Here is a 23,687-nt window from a genome sequence, read left to right as displayed (position 1 = left end):
TTTATGTTTTAAAGCATCTGCTTTAAATCTGAAACTTGAACTTGGTAATTCAAAAATAAATGAAACAAGGGCAATAAATCAAATAGTGATCAGCACTATTTATTGATCAAAAAATCAACTTTTAGTGGGCACTATTTGGAAAACCGTTACGGTAACTTATCCCCCGTTTCTTTTTTCAACAGTTTAAAAGTGTGCTAAAAATTCGAGGGAATATTAGAATTCCATTTCACTTTCCCCTTAGATTCATCGACGATTGCCTGTGGCAACTGTGCCGGAAAATTGGTGAACACCCCATAAATCTCTGCCTGATCGATTTCGGCTCCGAAATGGAAATATTTTCCGGTGGTGTACATTCCTTTTGGGCCCATTGGACCTTCAGATCTTAATCGAAAACGAGGGGCAATCATCAACAACTTCCCACCTGTCTGATCGACACCAAAATGTCCTTTGTCTGCGTGGTTGGTGAAATTGATCTGCTCAAACTGAAAATGCCCAGACTTCATCTCGATACCTGTGGTTGGTCCAGGATTGAATCCCCAAACGAGGGTATTGACAAAGGTCGCCTTACCCTTAACCTGATCCCCGATTTTCAAATAGTTTTTCACGTGCGGAGAAGTCATGGACACCAACTGATAATTGTGGAAAATAGCACGATCCCCAATATCATCAAAGGCCAAAGAGATCTGTGATTCATCTGTACCGTGAGCGACAAATAATCCATTCGCAGCACGGCCATTTTTTCCGCTGACAAAATGCTGACCAATCTTGGAGCCAAACACAAAAGTATGCAGGGTTTGCTCATTTTCTGTCTCCCCGTAGGTGAATGCCTCAAGGGTCTCCATGATCAGCGCACGATCCTGTTTCCAGTCTTTTGGCTTTCCAGGATAGTGGGAGTTACTCCAGAAGTGACCAATAAAATGGACATTCTTTATCTGCCCAAGTCCTTTATTTTGATCGACCCAAAGTCCTTTGTTCAGCACACATCCGGCGATGAAATCCACCTTATGCCCCGTACTTTCATGAGAACCAAGATCCACCCCATTATAGCTATTCACAAAAGTGATGTCTTTCATCCAGACGTTGGGACCCAAGCCCTGCAAGGTCCAGGCAAAAGGTGTAAAACCCTTTTCTTTAACTCGCTGCTGCGGATACCAAACTCGAAAACCTCGCACCGAGGCATTGGATTCTACCTGAATTAAACCAGGTGCATCAGGTTCGTTTTTCCCATAATAAGCATAAATCACACTACCCGGAACTCCCCAGGCTTTGCCTTGGGCAAACTGATTTAGCGGGTGGTGTGGTACCTCATAAGTTCCGCGCAACTCCACACCCGAAGGCACCACCACCGGAGCGGTAAGCACAAAATCTCCTGCAGGGATAAACACCGTTCCGCCTCCTTTTTTCTTGGCCGCTTTCATTGCACGCTGAAAAGCACGGGTACAATCTTTTTTTCCATCGCCGAGGGCACCAAAATCTGTCACATCGAAAATTTTATCGGTGGCTGGCATGAAACGCTCATCGAGGTACTGAAAATCCTTTTTCGGTGACTGGTAGGCAATCACATCATGATTGATCGATACCTTATACTGATTTTTTGCCTGATTCAGGATATCTGGCTTGGTGGCAAAATCATTGGAAAGCAATTGTGCCTGAACTGTTTGCGGTCCAACGAACACATGGTCTTTCTCCCCCTTGAAAGCACATTGAGTCACCTCAATATTACCTGATTTCACATCAATATCACGACCACCCTCAGCATGCCCCAAAAATTCACAGTTAACGAAAGTGGCTGTCCCCACCTTGCCAAGGTGAATCACTGGATTCTTTAGATTTTTATCAAAAACGACCTCGTTGAATTGCGCTATCGTTGCAAAATCTTGCTTAAACTGCACTCCAATGGCATTCGGTAAATTCGACGAAATGAAGGCATCCGAAACCGCCCACCCTTGATAATTGTTGTCCCCGATCAGCATTCCGATCTGGTTATTGATCAATCTGAGCTTTACAAATCCACCATTGGGCCCTTTGTGATTTTTCTTCACATAGGAGCGATCTGTTCTGATCCCCACTTTACAATCTTCAATCTCCCAGTCATACATCCACGTCCAAGCATAATGACCAATATGGGCCCCGATCACATTTTGGCGGAGATATTGCCTGAATTTGGCAATATCCACCTGCGAGGTCGGCCTGTTGGGCGCAGGGGAATCTATCCAATATTTCGGAGAAATTCTCACTTTATGCATTCGGGCGCAATCGTAAACCTGGTCGCGCTCAAAGCCCATATTCAGGGCAGTCATGTAAAGATCTTTTACCGTCAGGAATTGGTTGGGTCTTGGTCCCAGCTTGATACCATTCCATACGTTGATCATCGTTACATTCTCCAAAGTGGCAAAGTTACCAAAGGGCTGTTTGATGGTCCATGGATAAGGCACCGGTTGCTTAAAATTTTGCAATGGGTACCAAATCGCCATATTCGTCAGGCCGGCAGAGCGTCCCATTAAAATAGCGGCATCATCACCCGATGGAGCGCCTTTGGTATTGTGTCCCCACTCAATCATCAGCGTTGTTCCCAATCCCTTTTGGGACTTATCTTCAGGATTCCTCCAGTCGCCGCGCAAGGTAACCCCTGGCCTTAATACCAGCTGTTTGGTCAGGCGGTAACCTCCCCTTGGCAAAAATACCGTTCCGCCCCCCCAATTATGGAGGCGGTCAATTACTTTTTGAAGGGGCTCCGTAACGTCGGTAACACCATTGCCCAACACCCCATAATCAGCAGCATTGACCATGGCAATGACCTTCTCCTGAGCAGGGAAATGTGTAGGGTAAACTTTGGGTGTCGGCTTGAAATCAACCTGTTGAGCACTTACCAACAGCGGAAAACTGATCAGCAAGCTCAAGAAAAGCATGAAATTTCTCATATTACTTCCCGGTTTTTACATTATATCGAAATTCACTCACCTTCTTCAAGTACTTATCGATATAAGCCTGATTCAACTCATTGGAATCTTTATATTTCACTCGCAACTCGTCCAGCTGCCCCTTCAGGCTTTCCACAACTGACGCATATTCCGGATTATTGTATTGATTGGTCAACTCTTGTGGATCTTTCTCACGGTCGTATAATTCCCACTCATCCACATCATAATAAAAGTGAATCAACTTGTATTTTTGGGTAATGATCGCATAATGACGTTTCACCATATGAATCGATGGGTACTCATAATAATGGTAGTAAACGGCATCACGGTCCCAATCCTGATCATTACCGGTCAAGAGAGGCATCAGGCTTTCACCTTGCATATCCTGTGGCTGATCAATGCCCGCAGCATCTAAAAAGGTCTGTGCAAAATCAAGGTTTTGTACCATTTCATTACGTACAGTCCCTGCCTTAATCTCCTTAGGCCAGCGCATCAGCAAAGGCGTTTTGAAAGACTCATTGTAAGCAAATCGTTTATCAAACCACCCATGTTCACCCAAATAAAATCCTTGATCTGAAGTATAAACCACCAAGGTGTTTTCTGCCAAACCATGCTCATCCAAATAATCCAACACGCGCCCCACGTTTTCATCCACAGCGGCAATGGTCCCCAAATAATCCTGCATATAACGCTGATAACGCCATTTCATTTTTTCTTCACGGGTCATGTTCGGGAAGTTCTTTTTGAAGGCCTCATTCATCGGCTTATAAACTTTATCCCAGTTCGCTTTTTGCTCATCGGTCATTCGTTTACGCTCACGGTTAAAGGCTTTATGATCCCAGCCAGAAGCATCAGGAATACCGAGTTCATCCATTACCTCAGGATAAATTTTTGAATCTCCAGCCCAGTTCATGTGCTCGAGAATATTCATTTCCGCCGTATGCGCTGCCGTGCCACGCCCTTCATAATCATCAAATAGAGAAGCAGGCTCTGGGAATGTTTTGTTGGCATACTCAGCGATATGACGTTCTGCCGGCAACCACTCACGGTGCGGTGCTTTATGCAAATACATCAGCATAAACGGCTGGTCTTCCTTACGTTCTTTATCCAGCCAGTTGAGGGTCATGTCGGTAATGATGTCCGTAACATAGCCTGGAAAATCTTTCTTCCCTTCTGTTTTGGTGATGAATGTCGGGTTATAATATGCCCCTTGCCCAGGCAAGATTTTATATTCATCAAATCCTTTTGGCGCATTTCCAAAATGCAGCTTCCCAAACATCGCCGTTTGGTAACCTGCCTGCTGGAACAGCTGAGGAAAAGTTACATTGGAAGTATCAAAGGGAAAATGGTTATCAGTCTTCCCATTGATATGAGAATGCTTACCGGTAAGAATTACCGCCCGAGATGGGGCGCAGATTGAATTGGTAACACAGGCGTTATCAAATCGCATGCCCTCCTTGGCAATTCTGTCGATATTGGGAGTATTAATCAGATGGTCCTGATAGGCACTAATGGCCTGATAGGCATGATCATCAGACATAATGAACAAGATGTTCGGTTGCTTCGCTTCTTCTTGTTGCTGCCCGGCCTTATTGGCACAGGAAACTGCAAAAAAGCTACAAATAATGATGGTTGATAAATAGGCTCTAAACATAGCAAAAAATTGTTTGCCTAAACTTACTTACACGTGTTAAAAAAATCAAGGTAATCCGAGAATAAATATCAAATTTTGTGAATATTCTTCAGAACATGTAAGGGCTCAGCATCAAAGACCACTGCTAAGAAAGGCTTAAAAACAGAAAAGCTCCTTCTGAAATACGTCAGAAGGAGCTTTTGGTATCTATTGATTAAACGGTTAATCGTCCAATTTAAGCACGGCCATAAATGCTTCCTGTGGAATTTCCACATTACCCACCTGGCGCATACGTTTCTTTCCTTTTTTCTGCTTTTCGAGCAGCTTACGCTTACGGGAAATATCACCACCGTAACATTTCGCAATTACGTTTTTACGCAAAGCTTTTACTGTTTCGCGGGCGATAATTTTCTGACCGATTGCGGCCTGGATCGCTACCTCAAATTGCTGACGAGGCAACAATTCACGCAATTTCTCACACAGGCGTTTTCCCCACTCATAGGCTTTATCACGGTGAACAACGGCAGAAAGGGCATCTACGCCTTCGCCATTCAACATGATGTCGAGCTTGACAAGGTGAGATTTTCTAAAACCGATCAGTTCATAATCCAGCGAAGCATAACCTCGAGAAATGGTTTTTAGCTTATCGAAGAAATCAAATACGATCTCTGCAAGTGGCAATTCAAACATCAACTCTACACGGTCGGTCGTCAGGTAAGTTTGACTCATCAAGAGCCCACGCTTATCCATACACAAACCAATCACCGGGCCGATAAATTCTGATTTGGTAATGATCTGCGCCTTAATAAAAGGCTCCTCCATGGTGTCGATGTAGTTCGGCTCTGGCATCTCGGATGGGGCATTGATGTTAATCACTTCGCCATCGGTGCGCTTACAAACAAACTGTACCGAAGGGACGGTCGTGATCACGGTCATGTTAAATTCCCGCTCCAAACGTTCCTGTACAATCTCGAGGTGCAGCATTCCGAGGAATCCACAACGGAAACCAAAGCCAAGTGCGGCAGAAGTTTCAGGCTCCCAAACCAAAGAGGCATCGTTCAGCTGCAATTTCTCCATTGAAGAACGCAGCTCTTCAAACTCTGTCGTATCTACAGGGTAAATACCCGCAAATACCATTGGTTTAACATCTTCAAAACCTTTGACAATATGCGTTGTTGGGCGATCCACATGCGTGATGGTATCCCCGACTTTTACCTCGCGGGCATCCTTGATTCCAGAGATAAGATAACCTACATCCCCTACTCCAAGCTCTTTCTGTGGGTGTTGCTCAAGGCGCATAATACCGATTTCATCAGCACTATATTCACGTCCTGTAGCACAGAACTTTACTTTGTCGCCTTTTTTGAATTTCCCGTCAAAAATACGGAAGATTACCTCCACCCCACGGAATGGGTTGTAGGCAGAATCAAAAATCATCGCACGCAAAGGCTTCTCAGGATCACCTGAAGGCGCAGGAATGCGATCAACAATGGCTTCAAGAATTTCAGGAACACCTGCCCCTGTTTTCCCTGAGGCAGTCAGGATCTCGTCATATTCTACTCCCAAAAGTTCAACCACCTCATCAGATACCGCTTCAGGATCTGCCGAAGGCAAGTCAATTTTATTTAGGATGGGAATGATTTTCAGGTCATGCTCCATTGCCAAATACAAATTGGAAATGGTTTGTGCCTCCACCCCTTGCGAAGCATCTACAATCAACAATGCTCCTTCACAGGCGGCAATCGAACGAGAGACCTCGTAGGAGAAATCCACGTGACCTGGAGTATCAATCAAGTTGAGTGTATATTTTTGACCATCTTTTTCATAGTCCATTTGAATGGCATGAGACTTAATGGTGATCCCGCGCTCACGCTCAAGATCCATATCATCAAGCACCTGATTTTGCATTTCGCGGTCACCTACTGTAGAGGTCTCCTGAAGCAAACGGTCGGCTAATGTACTCTTACCGTGATCAATGTGTGCAATGATGCAAAAATTTCTAATATGATTCATTGAAGATAATATAGTTTCAAAACTCGCAATTCGCCTACGCTGACAGCTTAAAACAACAGCCCAAGACGTTGAAGGCGGCATAAGTCCACAAATATACGAAATATTGAGGGGATTTACGCAGGCATCGCCACTTTCATCTGACAAAATAAAAAATGGGGAAAGGTTCCGCTTTTGGAAAAACAAATAAATAAAAAAATTATTTCAATATTAATGACAAAGGCCTGCGGATATCGGCCGTATTACAATATAACGGTCAAAAATCAGGCGTAAAAAGAAAATCTTGACAACCTTAGGCTCAACCCCTTTCTGATACGCTTTTTCGACTATCAAAATTAATCATAAAGTCTTATTTTTGTGATGATCAATTAAGGGTGGATTTGGGTGCTGAGGCGCTCCAAGGCTATCCTGTGAACCCAATTTAGGGAAGGCAGAGCATGCTTTCCTTCACTATAACAATGAAACCATGAAAATTGCCTTTTTCTCTTACAAATCATACGACAAGGAATGGTTCAATAAAACCAATGTAGACTTCGGATTTGAATTCAAGTATTTCCGTGTTGCTTTGGACGAGGAAACAGTAGCCTATGCTAAAGACTCTGATGCCGTTTGTGTGTTTGTGAATGATAAACTAAACCGCGAGATCATCGAGAAACTCCACAGCTATGGCATTAAGTTAATTGTACTCCGCTGTGCTGGTTTTAACAATGTGGATCTTGAGGCGGCTCAGGAATTTGGCATCAGTGTACGCCGTGTCCCTGCATATTCCCCTGAAGCTGTGGCAGAGCATGCCGTAGCCCTGATCATGACCCTGAACAGAAAAATTCACCGTGCCTATGGCCGTGTGCGTGATGGCAACTTCTCTTTGTCTCGCCTGACAGGTTTTAATGTCAATGGCAAAACCGTTGGGGTTGTTGGAACAGGTAAAATCGGGATGATGTTCGCCAATATCATGAAAGGTTTTGGCTGTAATATTTTGTTGTATGACAAATATCCGAATAAAGCCTATGAAACCGAAGGGGTTCGTTATGTGGAACTGACCGAGTTGCTGAAAAGCTCTGACATCGTTTCTTTGCACTGCCCACTGACCCCAGAGACCAGCCATTTGATGAATCAATATACTTTCAGCTTACTGAAAGACGGCGCCATGTTGGTGAATACTTCCCGTGGTGGGTTGATCAACACCCGTGCGGCTATCGACGCCCTCAAATCACATAAACTGGGCTACCTGGCCATGGACGTTTATGAGATGGAAGAAGGCCTGTTTTTCAACAACCTGTCAGATACCATCATCAATGATGACCTGATCTCCCGCCTGTTGGCATTCCCGAATGTGCTCATCACTTCGCATCAGGCCTTCTTTACCGTAGAGGCTCTGGAGCAAATTGCAGCAGTAACTTTAGGAAATATCAAAGATTTTGTTGAGGGCAAGAACAGTGATAATGAAGTAAAATTATAATAATCGACATCAAATATACTCGGGTAAAATTTTCTTTCAGAAAACAATATCCGGGTATATTTCTTGTACTGCTATAAGCATACTATTACAGTGAGACTATGATAAAAAGTTTAGCGTACATCTTTGGATGTTTACTCATAGGAAACATCATTCAGACTTTCCTACATATTTCCATTCCAGGGAGCATCATCGGGATGCTGCTACTGACCGCCGCCCTGCACTTCAAAGTTCTTCTTTTGGAAGATGTGAAGGCTTTTGCCTCTTTACTCAATAAGAACATGGCCTTTTTATTCGTGCCGCCGGGCGTGGCACTGATCAATTATATCGACATGCTGCAATCCAATTTGCTGGCCATTTTAGGTTCTTGCGCCGTCAGTACAGTACTGATATTGGTTGTTGTATCTTTAACCATGTCCAAATTGGATCCAACCCCTGCAAATGATGAATGATTTACACGCTATACTGCTCACCAAAGAATTCAGCCTTACACTTACCTGTGTGGCTTATCTGATCTCTCAGTTTATTTATAAAAAAACGAAGAACTTCTTTCTGTTTCACCCTGTACTTTTCAGCATTTTCCTGCTGATCATGTATTTGAAACTGACTGGTGTTTTATTTGACGAAGCCATTACTTTCGACCAATACAATAAGGGTGGTCAGTTTATCAGTTTCTTCCTCGGGCCTGCCGTAGTTGCATTGGGCGTACCACTTTACCTCCAGATCGAAGAAATCAAGTCCAAAAGCAAGCCGATCCTGATTTCACTGGTGTTGGGTTGTTTTGTAGGTATTCTCTCTGGGGTAGTGCTTTGTTACTTCCTCGGTGGAGCAAAAGAAATTGTTTTCTCTATTGCACCGAAATCAGTAACAACCCCAATTGCCATGGGCATCTCTGGCGCTTTGGGAGGTATTCCATCGCTCACCGCCATTATTGTGATTATGGTGGGAATTTTCGGAGGAATTATCGGGCCACCAATGTTGAAGGCCATGAAAATTAAAAACCCAAAAGCCATGGGTATGGCCATGGGAGCCTGTGCCCATGCGGTGGGAACTGCTGCCATTGCGGAAGAAGGACAAGAGCATGCTGCTTATGGAGGGCTGGCATTAGGACTTTGTGGGGTCATCACCGCAATCCTCTGCCCGATCATACTGCATATCGTTTGGCCGATTCTGTCGACACTATAAATATCCATTAAGCAAGAAGCCTCATCATTTTGAAAATGATGAGGCTTTTTTTTGGCTAAAATCAGCGATGATGGCACTGCGCATCCATCAAAGTAATGGTTACTGAAACAACAAGCCGATTAATGAACCAATTCCACTTTAACAGAGGAGGCATCAACCAAACAGATCAGATGATAAATAACGGTCTCCCCGATCACAGATGATGCAAACAATCAGTCCTTCGTCGAGCGTTTCAGCAAGTCGAACCGCTGCTGCTACTGCCCCACCAGAGCTCATCCCCCCAAAAACACCTTCTTCTTTGGCCAGTCTGCGGGCCATCACCCGGGAATCCTCCTGCGAAACATCAATCGTTTGGTCCACTCTTTTAGGATCAAATATCTTTGGCAAATACTCCTCAGGCCAACGGCGAATCCCTGGAATTTTAGAGCCTTCAGTAGGTTGCACTCCTACAATTTTCACCGCATCAGACTGTTCTTTCAGGTAGCGGGAGGTACCCATAATGGTACCCGTCGTGCCCATAGCTGAAACAAAGTGCGTCACCTTCCCCAGCGTATCCCGCCATATTTCAGGGCCGGTAGTCCGGTAGTGCATCCCGTAGTTATCAGGATTATCGAATTGGTTCAGCATAAAATAGCCGCCCTCTTCCACCTTCGACTTGGCGTAATCGCGGGCGCCGAGCATTCCTGCCTCCGCCGACATCAACGTTACCGTAGCGCCATAGGCCTCCATGGTTTTCACCCTTTCAGCAGTGGCTGTTTCGGGCATTACCAGTTCGATTTCCACACCCATTAATCTGGAAATCATGGCCAAAGCAATCCCCGTATTCCCGGAGGTGGCTTCAATTAATTTAATGCCCGGACGCAGGTCGCCACGATCCATGGCACCTTTAATCATTCCATAAGCCGCACGGTCTTTCACACTACCGCCAGGGTTGTGCCCTTCAAGCTTTCCGAAAATTTTCACCGTGGGTTTAGGGCTCAGATGTGCCAGCTCCACCAAAGGGGTATTTCCTATAAGAGATAAAAGGTCTTTCATATAATTGATAGAATAAAGGTCTGTTTGATGATATCTTGCCAATTAAGCAATGATCTGACCGCAAAATAACAAAATTTTCATCAATGCCTGTGAAATGACGCAAATTGCCATCATGATTTTCTCTATATCCAACAATAATCAGGGGTAAATTGAGGCACAATTGGTTTAAGCTTTGATGAATGCAAATCAAAAGAAATATACCAAATCCAATTTGCCGCAGAAAGTATGTGTGGTGTGTGAAAAGCCCTTTGAATACCGTAAAAAGTGGGCAAAAGTATGGGAGGAAGTAAAATATTGCAGCGAACGGTGCCGAAGAAACAAAAACAACATCAATAAAGTCTGATACTCACTAAAAAAGCCCTGTAATTTTTAATAAATAATAATTAAAAGGCGATTGTTTATAAACTTACTAATTTATGTTTAACCCCCCAACAATGATCAGCAGCGACTTTTTAGCCCAATGTGGTAAAAATCAAACGATTGACTATATATCGATTCTTACGAGTACTCCCACTGTTTATAAAATACATGAAAAAATTACCTTTAAGCCTCAAAATCAGCTAAAACACTTAAAACTAATGGTTTATAGATTCCTTAACTTATTGAATTAATTCAATAAAATGACAACATGCTCCATGTAACTTTTCAGTCCTCCTTCATCCAATCCTATATCTATCAAAACACCACAAACACCTCATTATCATTTAGTTACACACTAAAAACATACTCCGAAACGGGCAAACCCCTATCGCTCATATCCATAATCATGTAATTTTGTTTATAAAAACTAAATGGTAAATTAATAATACACAATGGCCAGCGTGTATTATTTACCAACTTACTTTTTACCATGAAAATTATTAATACCCTACTCAAGCAGTATGCCCTACTGGTGCTACTCTGCCTGGCTGGCACCACCATGTCTATGGCGCAGGTCAATGGTAATGCTTCGCATGATACCAAAGACCACCAAAAGCAAATTATCGGCTATTTTACCCAATGGGATGCCTGGAAAGACAGCAAGCATGGCGTTCCCGCCAAAGGTGCTTACAATCAGCTCAATATTGATTACAGCCAGTACACTATCCTCAACTTTTCCTTTTTCGGTGTGGCCAAAGACGGCACCATTCATTCCGGTGACCTTAGAAATAAAAGCATCTATGAAACCGGACAAACGCAGGAACCCGGGGAAATCCTGCACCCAGACCTTTACAGCAGCTGGGATTACTACCTCCTCTATGGTGAAATCGACAAACTTCATACCCTTACCGAGGAGGCGATCGCTGCCGGTTTCTCGGTAAATGGCACAAGGTGGCAAAATTCCATCACGGGCCTTGAAGGAGACCTGCCCATTCCAATGAAAAAAGCGGGAGGTGCCCCAGGCCTTTTCCAGCTGGCCAAAGACAACAATGTCAAAGTTATGGCCTCGATAGGTGGGTGGTCGATGTGTAAACATTTTCCCGAAATGGCCCGTGACCCCGAGCTTCGGGCAAATTTTGTGGCCGATTGCGAAAAGCTCATTGCGATGGGTTTCGATGGCATTGATATCGATTGGGAGTACCCTGGCAATGTGGGCATGAATATAGAAAATTTCGGGGCTGACGATTACCCGAATTTCACGCTGATGATGCAGGAAATCCGTGACGCAATTGGTCCCGACAAACTGATTACCGCTGCTTTTGCCGCTCAGCCCGCGAAGATCAAAGATTTTGAGTGGAGCAAGCTGAACAATATCATGGATTATTATAACATGATGACCTATGATTTTCATGGTGGCTGGTCGAATATCGCAGGACATAACAGCCCACTGTACGACTACGAGGGAGAGGAATATGGCCCAGGCTCATGGGACCATACCTTCACTTATATGCGCGACGAGCTGAACATTCCACCATCAAAAATCACGATGGGGCTGGGCTTCTATGGTCGTGGGGTAATTACCGATGGCGAGGCCGCCCTGAACAAAGCAACCGTGAAGGTGAACAAAACTGTTCAGCCCGATGGTCCAGTCAGTACTGCTGGAGATTTTACCAATTTTGGTGATTTCGATGCCACCCCTTTCTACCAGTTTTTACTCACCAAATCTTCTAACTGGACCGAGCACTGGGACGATCAGGCTAAAGTACCCTACCGCACCAATGGAAATTATTTCCTGAGTTACGATAACGAACAATCCATTGGTGAAAAAGCCAAGTATGTAACCGACCACCAAATTGGGGGCGTCATTGTGTGGCAAGTCTTTGGTGATCTTGATTTGGGTGCTGTACAAACCACCTACGACAACCTGCCCTACTGCCCCAACACCAAATCGCCATTGGTAAATGTCGTCAATAAGGTTTTTGCAGAGACCGATGGCACACCGAGTGTCAGCTTTAACAGCCCTGCAGATGGCGACCTCATTACGCAGAGCACTGCCTTTGCACCTGTATCACTTTCTGCCGCTGCCACTGATGCCAACGGGAGCATCTCTTCAGTAGTATTTGAAATTAACGAGCTTCAGCTGAATGGCACACTGACCGAGGGGGCTTATACCGCCTCATGGACTCCTTCAGCTTTTGGCGAACAGACGATCACTGTTACAGCGACAGATAACGATGGCGAAAAAGCATCGGCTACGATCAAAGTAAACATTGAATGTGCGGGGACGGATTGTCCGAATGAACTTCCGACCATCAGTATTGACAGCCCTGCCGACGGTGCTATCATTGATCAGTCTGCACTCACGGCAATCAGTATCAGTATTACTGCCGATGATGCCGATGGAAGCATCAGCGAAACAAGCATTGAAGTGGATGGGCAATCCTTCAGCACTTCCACGGCCGCATGGACTCCTTCAGCTTTTGGAACCTACGCCATCGTCGCCACCGCTACGGACGACCAAGGCGGAACGGCAAGCCAGACCATCAACGTCACCATCAATGAGGTAGCGGAAAGCTGCGGCGATCCCTGGGAAGCGAAAGTGTACCCCAAGGACAGCGAGGTCTCCTACCAGGGGCTTCAATACCGAGCGGCCTGGGAAGCTTCCGCCGCCAGTGTACCTGGAAATGCTGATGCCTGGAAATTTGTAGCCGCCTGTCCAGGGACAACCCTCGACTGCGCTGATTACGACAGCTGGAATGCAACAACGACCTACCAGACCAACGGCATGAAAGTCAGTTTTGAAGGCAGTGTGTACCTGTTCCTGAAATGGTATTCGCTTGGTGAAACACCAGGGCAAAGCCCTTCAGCATGGCAGCTGATCGCGCCTTGTGGCGATGAAAATACCGATCAGCCACCAGTGATTACCTTCACCAACCCCACGGCAGACACCCTTATTGAACAAGCTACATTTGAAGCCATTGACATTAGCTTTTCGGCTACTGACGACCTGGGCATCAGCGCAACAAGCCTGACCATTGATGGCACAACCACCGAGGGTACTTCCGTGAGTTTTACCCCAACGGCCTATCAGGATTATGTGGTTACGGCATCCGCAGAAGACAATGCCGGGCAAACGACCACCAAAAGCCTGACCATCACCATCAGCGACCCGAATGTGAATCAGGCGCCAACGGTGCAAATCAATCAACCTGCAGATCAGGCCACCATCGTTCAGGAAACATTATCCGCCATTGACGTTTCCATTACCGCCTCGGATGCTGACAATAATCTTGCCTCCACTTTGATTGAGGTCGATAATCAGTCCTGGTCAACGACCACCGCACAATGGACTCCTTCAGCTTATGGCACATTCACCATCACAGCCACCGCTACGGATGCTGAGGGCTTAACAGCAAGCAGTGAGCATACGGTAACGGTTGAAGCTCCTGCCGTTGGTGGCGACTGCGATGGTCTGGAGGCTTATGCGGAATATCCGAGCATCTACAATACCGGTGATCAGGTCGCTCATGAGGGTAAAATTTATGAAGCCCTGACCTCCAACCTGTACAATGTAACGCCGGGCACCGCCGACCATTGGTGGAAATTCATCAAGGATTGCGATGGTACTTCAGGAGGAGGTACGCCAGGTGCGCCAGTGATCACCTTCGCCAGCCCGGTGGATAATCAACTGTTTAATAACCTTGATCCGGTGAATATTGAATTTAGCGCAACGGATGATGGCACCATTGACAGTCAGCAAATTACCGTCGATGGACAAACCTTTAACAGCAACACGGCCACTTTCAGCCCTGCCGCTTACGGAAGCTACACCATTACGGCCTCCGCTACGGACAATGACGGAAACACAACGACTGAAGAAATATCGATCCGCTTCCGTGACGCTTCGACAAGTGCTGCAAACCGAGTACTGGTCGGCTATTGGCATAACTGGCAAAATTCATCTGCACCCTATATCCGCTTGCGCGACATTAACGACACCTATAATGTGGTGTGTATTGCCTTTGCAGAACCAAAAGTCAGGGACACGGACAATACGATGGTTTTTGATCCAATAGATATCAACAATGCGGGTTATGTTCCTACTGAAGCGTCGCGTCAGGAATTCAAAGAAGATGTAGCCTATCTACAGGCACAGGGCAAAAAAGTACTGATCAGCCTTGGTGGTGCTAACGGGGTGGTTCATCTCGACAATGAAACTGAAAAGGGCAAGTTTGTGAGTTCCCTCACCGAGCTGATTAACGATTATGGTTTTGATGGCATTGATATTGACCTCGAGGGTTCGTCGATTACCCTGGACGCTGGCGATGTGGACTTTAAAAATCCACAAACCCCTCGCATCGTCAATTTCATTGATGGTATTGAGCAGGTACTGGCGAATTTCCCTGCCAACTTCATCCTGACCTCAGCGCCAGAAACAGCCTATGTGCAAGGGGGTAAAAACGCCTACGGTGGCTCATGGGGAGGTTACCTGCCCATATTGTACGCTTTCAGGGATCAGCTTGAATATGTACATGTGCAGCTATACAATACGGGAAGTGTGATTGCCAACGACGGCAACATTTACAGTCAGGCTTCGGCAGATTTCATTGTGGCCATGACCGAGATGATGCTTCAGGGGTTTGACACCAAAAGTACCGCAGGATTTTTCCCTGCTTTCCGCGAAGATCAGGTGGCTATTGGCTTGCCTTGTGTTGCCGCGGCTGCGCCTGCTGGAGGCTATACAACACCTGCCGAAGTGCACAAGGCCCTGGATTACCTGACACAGGGGATTTCCTTCGGAGGGAATTACGTTTTACAGCAGCCTTCGGGCTATCCAGATTTACGTGGCTGGATGACCTGGTCGATAAACTGGGACAACTCGAACGGCTATGAATATGCCAACAGCTTTGCCGACTATTACGGTCTTCCTCAAGCCCGAAGCATGGTAGCGAGCGCACCATCCGTAAAATTCTTCCCAAATCCAGTGAAACACCTGCTGAACATCGGTACACTCGATGGGCAACTGCAACAACTGAGAATTTTCAACAGTCAGGGAGTTGAGGTACTCAATACGCCACTGGTATCCAATACCGCGAGCATTTCCGTAGCGCATCTTCCTCAGGGCATTTATGTGGTGCAGCTTCGGACAAGCCACGGGCTCGTTCAAAAGCAAATCCTCAAGCAATAGGAATAAAAAACGAACGGGAGGCCTTTCATTGATCGTTATTGAAGGCATCCGCTAAAAATGAAGACCCACTGGCAGAAGCCGCACCCTACTGAGTGCGGCTTCTCTTGTTTGCACTGTTTGAAATTCAGCAAAAAACCAATAGCTTTAAGGCGAACTATTCTTCTGAAAAGCACCAAACACATGCCCCAAAAAGCCAAAGCACATCTTCTATGGATCATTATTCTCTCGCAGTTTTGCTGCACCTCCCTTTGGTTTGCCGGCAATAGTGTCGTTGCTGATCTTATCCAGCATTTCCACCTTCCAGACGGTGCCATGGGCTTACTTACCTCCTCGGTGCAATTTGGCTTTGTAATTGGCACCCTCACGTTTGCCGTGCTCACTATCGTCGACCGTTTTTCACCATCAAAAGTATTTTTGTGCAGTGCGATTATGGCGGCACTTGCCAATGCTGGGGTATTGCTCCCCGGCCATCAGCTCTGGAGCCTCATGGTACTTCGGTTTGTTGTTGGGTTCTTTTTGGCGGGCATTTACCCTGTGGGAATGAAAATTGCTGCGGACTATTATGAACAGGGACTTGGGAAATCCCTCGGCTATCTGGTGGGCGCACTGGTGATAGGTACAGCATTTCCGCACCTGCTGAAAAACCCTGCCTATGCCCTGCCCTGGAGGATGGTGATGATCATCACCTCTGCACTCTCTCTGCTTGGTGGGGCAGCAATTGTGTTGCTTGTGCCCGACGGTCCTTATCGGCAAGCGAGCAGTAAATTTCGGCTGACTGCCCTTCGGGAGATCTTCAGTAACCGCCCCTTCCGTTCGGCGGCTTTCGGTTATTTTGGCCATATGTGGGAGCTATATACCTTTTGGGCTTTTGTGCCGCTCATGCTCCTGAGTTACGAAAAGCTACACCCGCAAAGCGAATTCAATATACCGCTTTGGGCATTCCTCATTATTGCGGGAGGCAGTATAGCCTGTGTGCTCGGAGGCTACCTATCAAAACAATTCGGCACAAAAAAAACAGCCCTGATCGCTTTGACCTCATCGGGTGCCTGTTGTTTGCTTTCTCCCCTCTTTTTTGCCCAGCCGAGCGGGGGTCTTTTCCTTATTTTTCTTTTGGCATGGGGAGGGTTGGTGATTATGGATTCGCCCCTGTTTTCAACATTGGTTGCCCAGAATACAACGGCCAAACTGAAAGGAACTGCCCTGACGATTGTCAATTGTATAGGCTATGCCATCACAATTCTCAGCATTCAGGCTGTTTCGTTGCTAAAAGTCGTGCTGCCTCCATCGGGTTTATATATGGTGCTTGCTGCGGGCCCAGCTTTGGGACTTTGGGCGCTACTCAGCGGAAAGGCCATGCCAAAAAAATAAAAAAACCACACAGCATCCTGCATGGTTTTTTTGTGGCCAAAGGTCCGATTTAACGGCTTTCAAATATGCGGTCGGCAGGCTTACGCACTTTCGGCTGATCTTTGGTCTGATCTTCAGCAGAGCGGTAACCCACCGTTGCCAATACCACAGGCTGAAGGTTGGCCGCTTCCAGGCCCAAAATCTCGGAGAATTTTTCAGGCTCAAAACCTTCCATTGGACAGGCGTCGATTTTCTGTGTGGCGCAGGCAGTCAGTAAATTCCCCAAGGCAATATATGGCTGTCGGGCGGTCCAGGCGGTAACCTCTTTAGGGTCTTTTTCTTTCAGTACCCCTTTCACAAAATCACCATAGCCGCTGAGTTCGGAGAAATCTATCCCGAGGGCATCGGCTTTCAGTTGTACATATTCATCAATATGTTCATCTTCAACCTTAATGTAATTACAGAAAACAAAAAGGTGGGAAGCGTCGGTAATCTGCGACTGATCCCATGCTGCAGGGCGCAATTTTTTCCTCAAATCCTCGTCTTCAATGATGAGTACCTTGAACAACTGCAAACCATACGAGCTTGGCGACAAACGAATGGATTCTTTCAAATATTCAAGGTCTTCCCCACTGATTTTTTTTGAGGCATCAAATTTTTTGGTGGCATAACGCCAACGAAGGCTTTCAAGCATTTTCATGAATTATTCATTTTTTGATAAACGAAACAGACGCCAATCACCGACTGACCATAAGTGCTGATCAATCGTGGCATCTGATAATCCATACGACTGTTGAAGGGCAAGATCTAACTTCGTCCGAATTATTCACCGACCAATTTACTTTTCACAAAAAAAGGGGGACTTATTTGTTCCACTTCTGGGCAGGGCAAAAAAAAACACCCTTGAAGGTGCTTTTACTTTTCTGTTACTTGGCTGTGGCCAGCTCCTCAATAATACGCTTGATGTGCAAATCCGCATGGCGCACAAGCCCCGTGTACCAAACCGATCGCAGGAATTGGCGTTCTTCCTCGCTCAGGTGCCAATCCTTGCGTTCTTTGCGCAGGCGTTCCACCAAATGGTGCAGGCACAAGGCCGTTGTTACGGAGATGTTAAAAGATTCAGTGAAGCCATACATAGGAATTCGCAAATGGTGGTCGGCACTTGCCAATGCTTCCTCAGAAAGCCCATCGGCTTCATTACCAAAGGCGATGGCCACTTTCCCACTCAAATCCACCTGATCAAGCGTTTTTCCCTCCACATTTGGCGAGGTGGCGTAGATAGTGTAGCCCTGTGCCTTTAAATTGGCATAGCAATCGGCCGTATTTTTCGCCCCTTCTTTTTCATAACGGTGCATACTCACCCAGTTGGATGCCCCTTTGGAAACATTAGGATTGATCTCATATTCCGAAGAGTTGTTGATGATATGCAAATCCTGCAGCCCGAAACAGTCGCAATTGCGAAATACCGCTGACGCATTATGCGGCTTATAGACATCCTCCAGAATTACGGTGATTTGACGGGTGCGCTGATCCATGACTTTCTCCAGCAAATTCACCTTCGCCTCCGTAATATAAGGTCTGAAATATTCCACTTTGGCGGCCTCCAGCACCTTGGGGTCGATTGATTTTTTATCCTCCATTTTACTATTCATGCTTATGGCGCAAAAGTACGGCAAATTACGCCATTTTAAAAACCCAATAAAGTATGCAGGATGGGAATCAAGCTCATCAATGCTACATCCCTTGAATATCATCTTATTTTTCAGCCACAGATTCCCTGTTTCACTGGTTTCGCCCAATTTGCTTTAAGCCGTACTACACGCATCAGAAAACAAAGGAGCACCTGCACAGCATATACAGCAAAGTTTGGGCAAGAGGCTTTCTGGCAAATGATTTATTTGATATCGAATTGTATTTCGCAAATCTGCTGAGATTAAAACGCATCGTCAGTAATAAGCTCCGCGAAAAAAATATACTTTTTTTCACGAAAATAGATATCACATTTTTAGTTTGCAATTAAACATTTCGATTAAAATCTGATCTGCGTCATTAAAAAACAAATGCGTGCATCATAATTCAGTGATCTGTGGATAATTACCACATCAATACCAATAAGGATAACAATTTCATGGTATGGTTTTCGATTTAAGATCATCGATTAACTTACTTAAAAAATTCTTTATGAATTCTGAAATTAACAAGCAAAATCGAATGCGGACTTTCATCGGAGCGATGATTACAGAGTTTGCCTTAGGTTCGGTTTATACGTGGAGCCTTTTTAATGCACCACTTTCAAAAGCCTTACACTCTCCTATAAAAACAGTTGCTTTTACCTTTGGATTGATGAGCCTTGCCCTTGCTATTGGTTCGTCGGTTTCTGGAAAGATTCAGGATCGTTTCGGGATCACCAAAACGACCATTGCGGCAGGTTTAATCCTCGGATTGAGTTTGATCATTACTTCTTTCGCAGGTAATATCCTGATGCTTTATCTTTTCGGTGGTATTCTGGTAGGTTTGGGAGATGGTATCGGTTACCTGATGACCCTTTCCAACTGTGTGAAACAATTCCCAGAGAAAAAAGGGCTGATTTCTGCCTTCACAATTGGCGCTTATGGCCTTGGTGCTTTAGGATTTAAATTTATCAATAACCAATTACTGATTCATGAGCATATGCACATGACCTTCGAGATTTGGGGTATTTTGATGATTGTATTGGTTGCCATTGGTGGATTATTGATGTCTGACGCTCCTGAAGTGAAATCAACAGTTCAAGCAGCTGATGGCCATTCAGAAGAAAAACACCAGTTTGATTTGAAAGAATGTCTGAACCAGAAATCTTACTGGACATTGGCATTGATTTTCGTGACCATCTGTATGAGTGGTCTGTATGTTATTGGTGTATCAAAAGATATTGGTGAAATTTACGCACACTTGTCTACGGCTACGGCAACTTCAGCGGTCGCTATTGTAGCAGCTGCCAACCTCCTTGGCCGTTTGATTCTTGGGGTACTTTCTGATAAAATCAAAAGAATTTACACCATCTCCATTGCCTTAATATTTGCACTGATCGGTATTATCCTGATCCTTTTCGTACACCTTAACCCAATGTTGTACTGGGTATCTTTAAGCTGTATGGCCTTTTGTTTTGGCGGGGGAATCACGGTTTATCCTTCATTGGTTAGTGACTTCTTTGGTTTGAGAAACTTGACAAAAAACTACGGACTGATCTACCTTGGTTTCGGAATTGGGTCATTCATTGGTTCTGCAGTAGCCTCACTTTTCGGTGGTTTCATTGCTACTTTCTGGTTGATCCTCAGCTTGCTGATCATCTCACTGGTACTGACCTTCGTTGTTCGTGCACCAAAAAATCCAACGGTAGAAGTTGCTTAGTGCATTTATAAACTGACCATCCTACTGAAAATTCAGAAGATCGTGATGGTTTTCAAGTTTTAAACACGCGCTTTATCCGCAAAAAATAAATCATGCTTAAAAAGGCCAGTCATGACGACTGGCCTTTTTTATTGGTGGCTGGTTGGCGGCTTTAGCTGTGGTTATCGCTTGGCAATTTTATTCCCTGAAATACTGCGCTGACGACTGCACCGAAAGCGCTCGATCTCTGGGTTTCGCTTTTTGAGGTGTTTCTGGCTCACCCCACTGTTTACCCGTTTGCGCCACCGCCTGAAAGAGGTGGGTTTTAATTCCCTGCGCATCACTTTAATCACCTCGGCTTCACAAAGCCCAAATTGCTGCTCAATGGCCTCAAAGGGTGTTCGGTCTTCCCATGCCATTTCTATTACTCGGTCGGTTTCTTCTGCTGTCCTCATCGCCATTGCAAACGAGCTGTTCTTTCAAATCGTTTGCCTGAAAAATTTCAGCCATAAAAAAAACCGCAATGCCTGAACACTGCGGTTTGAATTATTTTTTACGGACAGGGTTAAAACAAGCCCAGTTGTTCTTTGTCATCATCGGCTTTAACGGCCTTCTCCCCAGTTGATGAAGCTGACGCTTTCACGGTTTTGGATTCACTTTCGATAATCTCCACGGTTTTCACAGGATAAGCCGAAAGCTTGTTCCCCAACGCTCTCCATCCTTTGGTTTCCGCCAGAACATCGAGCTCAAAAGTACCACTCGTCTTGCCATCGATCGCTTTTTTATAAGTGATCTTCACCTTCGACAGGCTGTCGGTTGTTGCTGCGAGCAACTTTGAACTGCGGGCATCGGTAATGAATTTGAATCGCTTATCGATCGTGGTGGTTTCCACCATGAAACGCTTCACATAATTCGCCTTGTTGTTACCGTCATAATATATGGCCGTAATCGGGCGCTCGGCATCAAACTGCTCTATCAAAACCAGATCCTCTACCGCATAACGGTTGGTCAGCTCGTAATTGGTCAGTTCATAACTACCGTCACGGAAAACGCACAAAATGGACTGATCGACGAAGTTACCGAGCTTTTTCCCTCTACCTTCTGAATTCAGTCGGCCTATATTTTCATCAAAGAAAATATCTACGCCACCGAGTGTAGATACACCATCTGAAATTTTGATGATGCCATTTTTTGAAATCGGATAGGCCGTCAGGGTATTTCCAACCACATCACGCCCTTTGATTGCCAATTCTGCGAAATCGTATTCAAACACTTTCTGACGTGCAGGACAGCCAGCGGTAAGCTTCACGCGAACCACTTCCGCCTCCCCGTTAGGGTTGGCCGTGAAGTACAACAATTTGGATTTCGCTCCCCCTTTAATCAGTGAATATTCACGGTCACGGGTAACGGCCAATATTTGGAATCGCTTCACGAAAGTCCGTTTCTTTGCCCCATCCAGGTAGGCCATATTGTACACCATGCGGTCGTCATTCTTTTTGAAAACGGCCACATGAATAATGTCCTTACCCACGAAGGCTTTATCGGCAATTTTGGTTACCATACATACCCCATCGCGGCGGAAGATGATGATATCATCGATATCTGAACAATCGCAAACGAACTCATCTTTCTTCAGCGAAGTTCCTATGAATCCTTCCGCTCGGTTGACATACAGCTTGGCATTGTTGGCTGCAACGACGGTCGCATTGATTTCCTCGAAGTTTTTAATCTCGGTTTTTCGCTCACGCCCTTTGCCGTATTTCTTCAACAAATCCCGGAAATAAGCAATGGCAAATTCCGTCAGGTTGGCAAGGTTATGCTCTACCGCTTTCAGCTCGTCGGTCAGCTTGCGCATGATTTCATCCGCCTTGAAGGTATCGAACTTGGAGATTCTTTTGATCTTGATCTCCGTCAGGCGAATCAAATCCTCCTCGGTAATATCACGGTAGAAATCCTTTTTGAAAGGATCGAGTCCTTTGTCGATCGTTTGCAATACCGCTTCCCAGGTTTCACACTCCTCAATATCGCGGTAAATACGATGCTCGATAAATATCTTTTCCAGTGAGCTGAAGAGGATTTTCTCCATCAGTTCCCCTTTGCGAATTTCAAGTTCCTGCTTCAGCAAGCCCACCGTCTGTTCTGTAGAGAACCTCAAAATATCGTTCACCGACATAAAATGTGGGCGATCGTCGATAATCACACAGGCATTGGGCGAGATCGAAACTTCGCAATCGGAAAAAGCATACAGGGCGTCAATCACCACATCAGGAGACTGATTTGGCCCAAGCTGAATTTCAATCTCAACGTCCTTGGCCGTATTATCAATCACCTTTTTCACCTTCAGCTTCCCTTTGTCATTGGCTTTCAGAATGGAGTCAATAACAGAAGTGGTGGTGGTTGAAAAAGGAATATCCTTGATCAGGAGCGTCTTTTTATCTACGGCTTCAATTTTAGCCCTTACGCGAACTTTAGATCCTTTTTTCCCTTCGTTGTAGTTGGTGAAATCCGCCATTCCTCCTGTTGGGAAATCTGGAAGAATACTCACCTTTTTCCCCTTGAGGATATCTACCGAAGCTTTACAAAGTTCCACAAAGTTGTGGGGCATCATTTTGGTGGAAAGCCCTACGGCGATCCCCTCTACACCCTGCGCCAGGAGCAAAGGAAACTTCACAGGCAAAGTTACAGGTTCCTTTTTTCGGCCGTCATAAGAGAGTTGCCATTCGGTGGTCTGTGCGTTATAGACTACATCGAGGGCAAATTTAGACAAGCGGGCCTCAATATAACGAGGTGCTGCCGAGCGGTCTCCAGTACGGATATCCCCCCAGTTCCCCTGCGTTTCGATCAGCAATTCTTTCTGACCGATAGAGACAATGGCGTCACCAATAGAGGCATCACCATGGGGGTGAAACTGCATGGTGGCTCCAATCACGTTGGCAACTTTATTGAATCGACCATCATCCAGCTCCTTCATGGCATGAAGAATCCGTCGCTGAACAGGTTTAAGTCCATCCTGAATGGCTGGTACGGCGCGTTCGAGGATCACATAAGAGGCGTAATCAAGAAACCAACTTTCGTACATCCCCGAAACCATGGTGGCTTCGCTGATGTTTCCGTTGAGCTCTTGTCCCTCCTGATTCATATTATTTTCGTCGTTCATGTTTTCTTTCAGAATTTTTCGGGCAC

Annotated in this window: 15 protein-coding genes; 7 read left to right on the top strand and 8 right to left on the bottom strand. The window is 45.5% G+C overall.

What is annotated here, in order from left to right; all coding sequences use genetic code 11:
- Nucleotides 1-194 precede the first annotated feature (194 nt).
- From AABK40_RS05370 to lepA, 3 genes are all read right to left on the bottom strand, one after another.
- Nucleotides 195-2,921, bottom strand: coding sequence for a glycosyl hydrolase family 28-related protein (locus tag AABK40_RS05370; protein WP_338397836.1), 2,727 nt, complete (start codon nt 2,919-2,921; stop codon nt 195-197).
- Between the two features lies 1 nt (nt 2,922).
- A complete protein-coding gene (locus tag AABK40_RS05365) occupies nt 2,923-4,575 on the bottom strand; it encodes a sulfatase family protein (protein ID WP_338397835.1) in 1,653 nt (550 codons plus the stop codon).
- A gap of 201 nt (nt 4,576-4,776) precedes the next feature.
- On the bottom strand, nt 4,777-6,567 hold the full coding sequence (lepA, locus tag AABK40_RS05360) for a translation elongation factor 4 (protein ID WP_332920389.1): 1,791 nt from the start codon (nt 6,565-6,567) through the stop codon (nt 4,777-4,779).
- Nucleotides 6,568-7,030: 463 nt separating this feature from the next.
- Between lepA and AABK40_RS05355 the strand changes: the two genes are divergently transcribed.
- From AABK40_RS05355 to AABK40_RS05345, 3 genes are all read left to right on the top strand, one after another.
- Nucleotides 7,031-8,023 (top strand): 2-hydroxyacid dehydrogenase, encoded by a 993-nt coding sequence (locus AABK40_RS05355; protein ID WP_332920388.1) that lies wholly within the window; start codon nt 7,031-7,033, stop codon nt 8,021-8,023.
- Between the two features lie 98 nt (nt 8,024-8,121).
- Nucleotides 8,122-8,472, top strand: a complete 351-nt coding sequence (locus AABK40_RS05350) for a CidA/LrgA family protein (RefSeq protein ID WP_332920387.1) — start codon at nt 8,122-8,124, stop codon at nt 8,470-8,472.
- Nucleotides 8,462-9,205: an LrgB family protein gene (locus AABK40_RS05345; RefSeq protein ID WP_338397834.1), complete on the top strand. Its 744-nt coding sequence runs from the start codon at nt 8,462-8,464 to the stop codon at nt 9,203-9,205. Before AABK40_RS05350 ends, AABK40_RS05345 begins: the two co-directional genes overlap by 11 nt.
- A 153-nt stretch (nt 9,206-9,358) precedes the next feature.
- Here AABK40_RS05345 and cysM read toward each other — a convergent pair whose 3' ends face one another.
- A complete protein-coding gene (gene cysM, locus AABK40_RS05340; protein ID WP_338397833.1) occupies nt 9,359-10,240 on the bottom strand; it encodes a cysteine synthase CysM in 882 nt (293 codons plus the stop codon).
- Nucleotides 10,241-10,415: 175 nt separating this feature from the next.
- Between cysM and AABK40_RS05335 the strand changes: the two genes are divergently transcribed.
- From AABK40_RS05335 to AABK40_RS05325, 3 genes are all read left to right on the top strand, one after another.
- The gene (locus AABK40_RS05335) at nt 10,416-10,583 is read left to right on the top strand and encodes a DUF2256 domain-containing protein (protein WP_332920384.1); all 168 of its coding nucleotides are present in this window, start codon (nt 10,416-10,418) and stop codon (nt 10,581-10,583) included.
- Nucleotides 10,584-11,090: 507 nt separating this feature from the next.
- Entirely contained in the window at nt 11,091-15,788 is a 4,698-nt protein-coding gene (locus tag AABK40_RS05330; RefSeq protein WP_338397832.1) for a glycosyl hydrolase family 18 protein, read from the top strand.
- Between the two features lie 180 nt (nt 15,789-15,968).
- Nucleotides 15,969-17,156, top strand: a complete 1,188-nt coding sequence (locus AABK40_RS05325; RefSeq protein ID WP_338397831.1) for an MFS transporter — start codon at nt 15,969-15,971, stop codon at nt 17,154-17,156.
- 49 nt (nt 17,157-17,205) lie between these two features.
- Here AABK40_RS05325 and AABK40_RS05320 read toward each other — a convergent pair whose 3' ends face one another.
- A complete protein-coding gene (locus AABK40_RS05320; RefSeq protein ID WP_332920381.1) occupies nt 17,206-17,835 on the bottom strand; it encodes an NAD(P)H-dependent oxidoreductase in 630 nt (209 codons plus the stop codon).
- A 226-nt stretch (nt 17,836-18,061) separates the two neighbouring features.
- Nucleotides 18,062-18,787 carry a TrmH family RNA methyltransferase gene (locus AABK40_RS05315; RefSeq protein ID WP_332920380.1) on the bottom strand — a complete coding sequence of 242 codons (726 nt, stop codon included), beginning with the start codon at nt 18,785-18,787 and terminating at the stop codon, nt 18,062-18,064.
- Nucleotides 18,788-19,316: 529 nt separating this feature from the next.
- On the opposite strand from AABK40_RS05315, the gene AABK40_RS05310 reads away from it, so the two are divergent.
- Entirely contained in the window at nt 19,317-20,525 is a 1,209-nt protein-coding gene (locus tag AABK40_RS05310) for an OFA family MFS transporter (protein ID WP_332920379.1), read from the top strand.
- 161 nt (nt 20,526-20,686) lie between these two features.
- On the opposite strand, the gene AABK40_RS05305 is transcribed toward AABK40_RS05310, so the two are convergent.
- The gene (locus AABK40_RS05305) at nt 20,687-20,965 is read right to left on the bottom strand and encodes a TIGR03643 family protein (protein ID WP_421953298.1); all 279 of its coding nucleotides are present in this window, start codon (nt 20,963-20,965) and stop codon (nt 20,687-20,689) included.
- Nucleotides 20,966-21,069: 104 nt separating this feature from the next.
- Entirely contained in the window at nt 21,070-23,643 is a 2,574-nt protein-coding gene (locus AABK40_RS05300) for a DNA gyrase/topoisomerase IV subunit A (protein ID WP_421953304.1), read from the bottom strand.
- Nucleotides 23,644-23,687: the final 44 nt, after the last annotated feature.

The sequence above is a fragment of the Persicobacter psychrovividus genome (assembly GCF_036492425.1).
Lineage (GTDB): Bacteria > Bacteroidota > Bacteroidia > Cytophagales > Cyclobacteriaceae > Persicobacter > Persicobacter psychrovividus.
Note: the sequence above shows the minus strand (reverse complement) of the source record. Positions and strands in the feature narration are given on the sequence as shown.

Coding starts and splice junctions, on each gene's coding strand:
- AABK40_RS05300 (WP_421953304.1), bottom strand. CDS start 23,643: ATGAATCAGGAGGGACAAGAGCTCAACGGAAACATCAGCGAAGCCACC.
- AABK40_RS05320 (WP_332920381.1), bottom strand. CDS start 17,835: ATGAAAATGCTTGAAAGCCTTCGTTGGCGTTATGCCACCAAAAAATTT.
- AABK40_RS05345 (WP_338397834.1), top strand. CDS start 8,462: ATGATGAATGATTTACACGCTATACTGCTCACCAAAGAATTCAGCCTT.
- AABK40_RS05305 (WP_421953298.1), bottom strand. CDS start 20,965: ATGGCGATGAGGACAGCAGAAGAAACCGACCGAGTAATAGAAATGGCA.
- AABK40_RS05335 (WP_332920384.1), top strand. CDS start 10,416: ATGAATGCAAATCAAAAGAAATATACCAAATCCAATTTGCCGCAGAAA.
- AABK40_RS05350 (WP_332920387.1), top strand. CDS start 8,122: ATGATAAAAAGTTTAGCGTACATCTTTGGATGTTTACTCATAGGAAAC.
- AABK40_RS05370 (WP_338397836.1), bottom strand. CDS start 2,921: ATGAGAAATTTCATGCTTTTCTTGAGCTTGCTGATCAGTTTTCCGCTG.
- AABK40_RS05325 (WP_338397831.1), top strand. CDS start 15,969: ATGCCCCAAAAAGCCAAAGCACATCTTCTATGGATCATTATTCTCTCG.
- AABK40_RS05310 (WP_332920379.1), top strand. CDS start 19,317: ATGAATTCTGAAATTAACAAGCAAAATCGAATGCGGACTTTCATCGGA.
- lepA (WP_332920389.1), bottom strand. CDS start 6,567: ATGAATCATATTAGAAATTTTTGCATCATTGCACACATTGATCACGGT.
- cysM (WP_338397833.1), bottom strand. CDS start 10,240: ATGAAAGACCTTTTATCTCTTATAGGAAATACCCCTTTGGTGGAGCTG.
- AABK40_RS05355 (WP_332920388.1), top strand. CDS start 7,031: ATGAAAATTGCCTTTTTCTCTTACAAATCATACGACAAGGAATGGTTC.
- AABK40_RS05365 (WP_338397835.1), bottom strand. CDS start 4,575: ATGTTTAGAGCCTATTTATCAACCATCATTATTTGTAGCTTTTTTGCA.
- AABK40_RS05315 (WP_332920380.1), bottom strand. CDS start 18,787: ATGAATAGTAAAATGGAGGATAAAAAATCAATCGACCCCAAGGTGCTG.
- AABK40_RS05330 (WP_338397832.1), top strand. CDS start 11,091: ATGAAAATTATTAATACCCTACTCAAGCAGTATGCCCTACTGGTGCTA.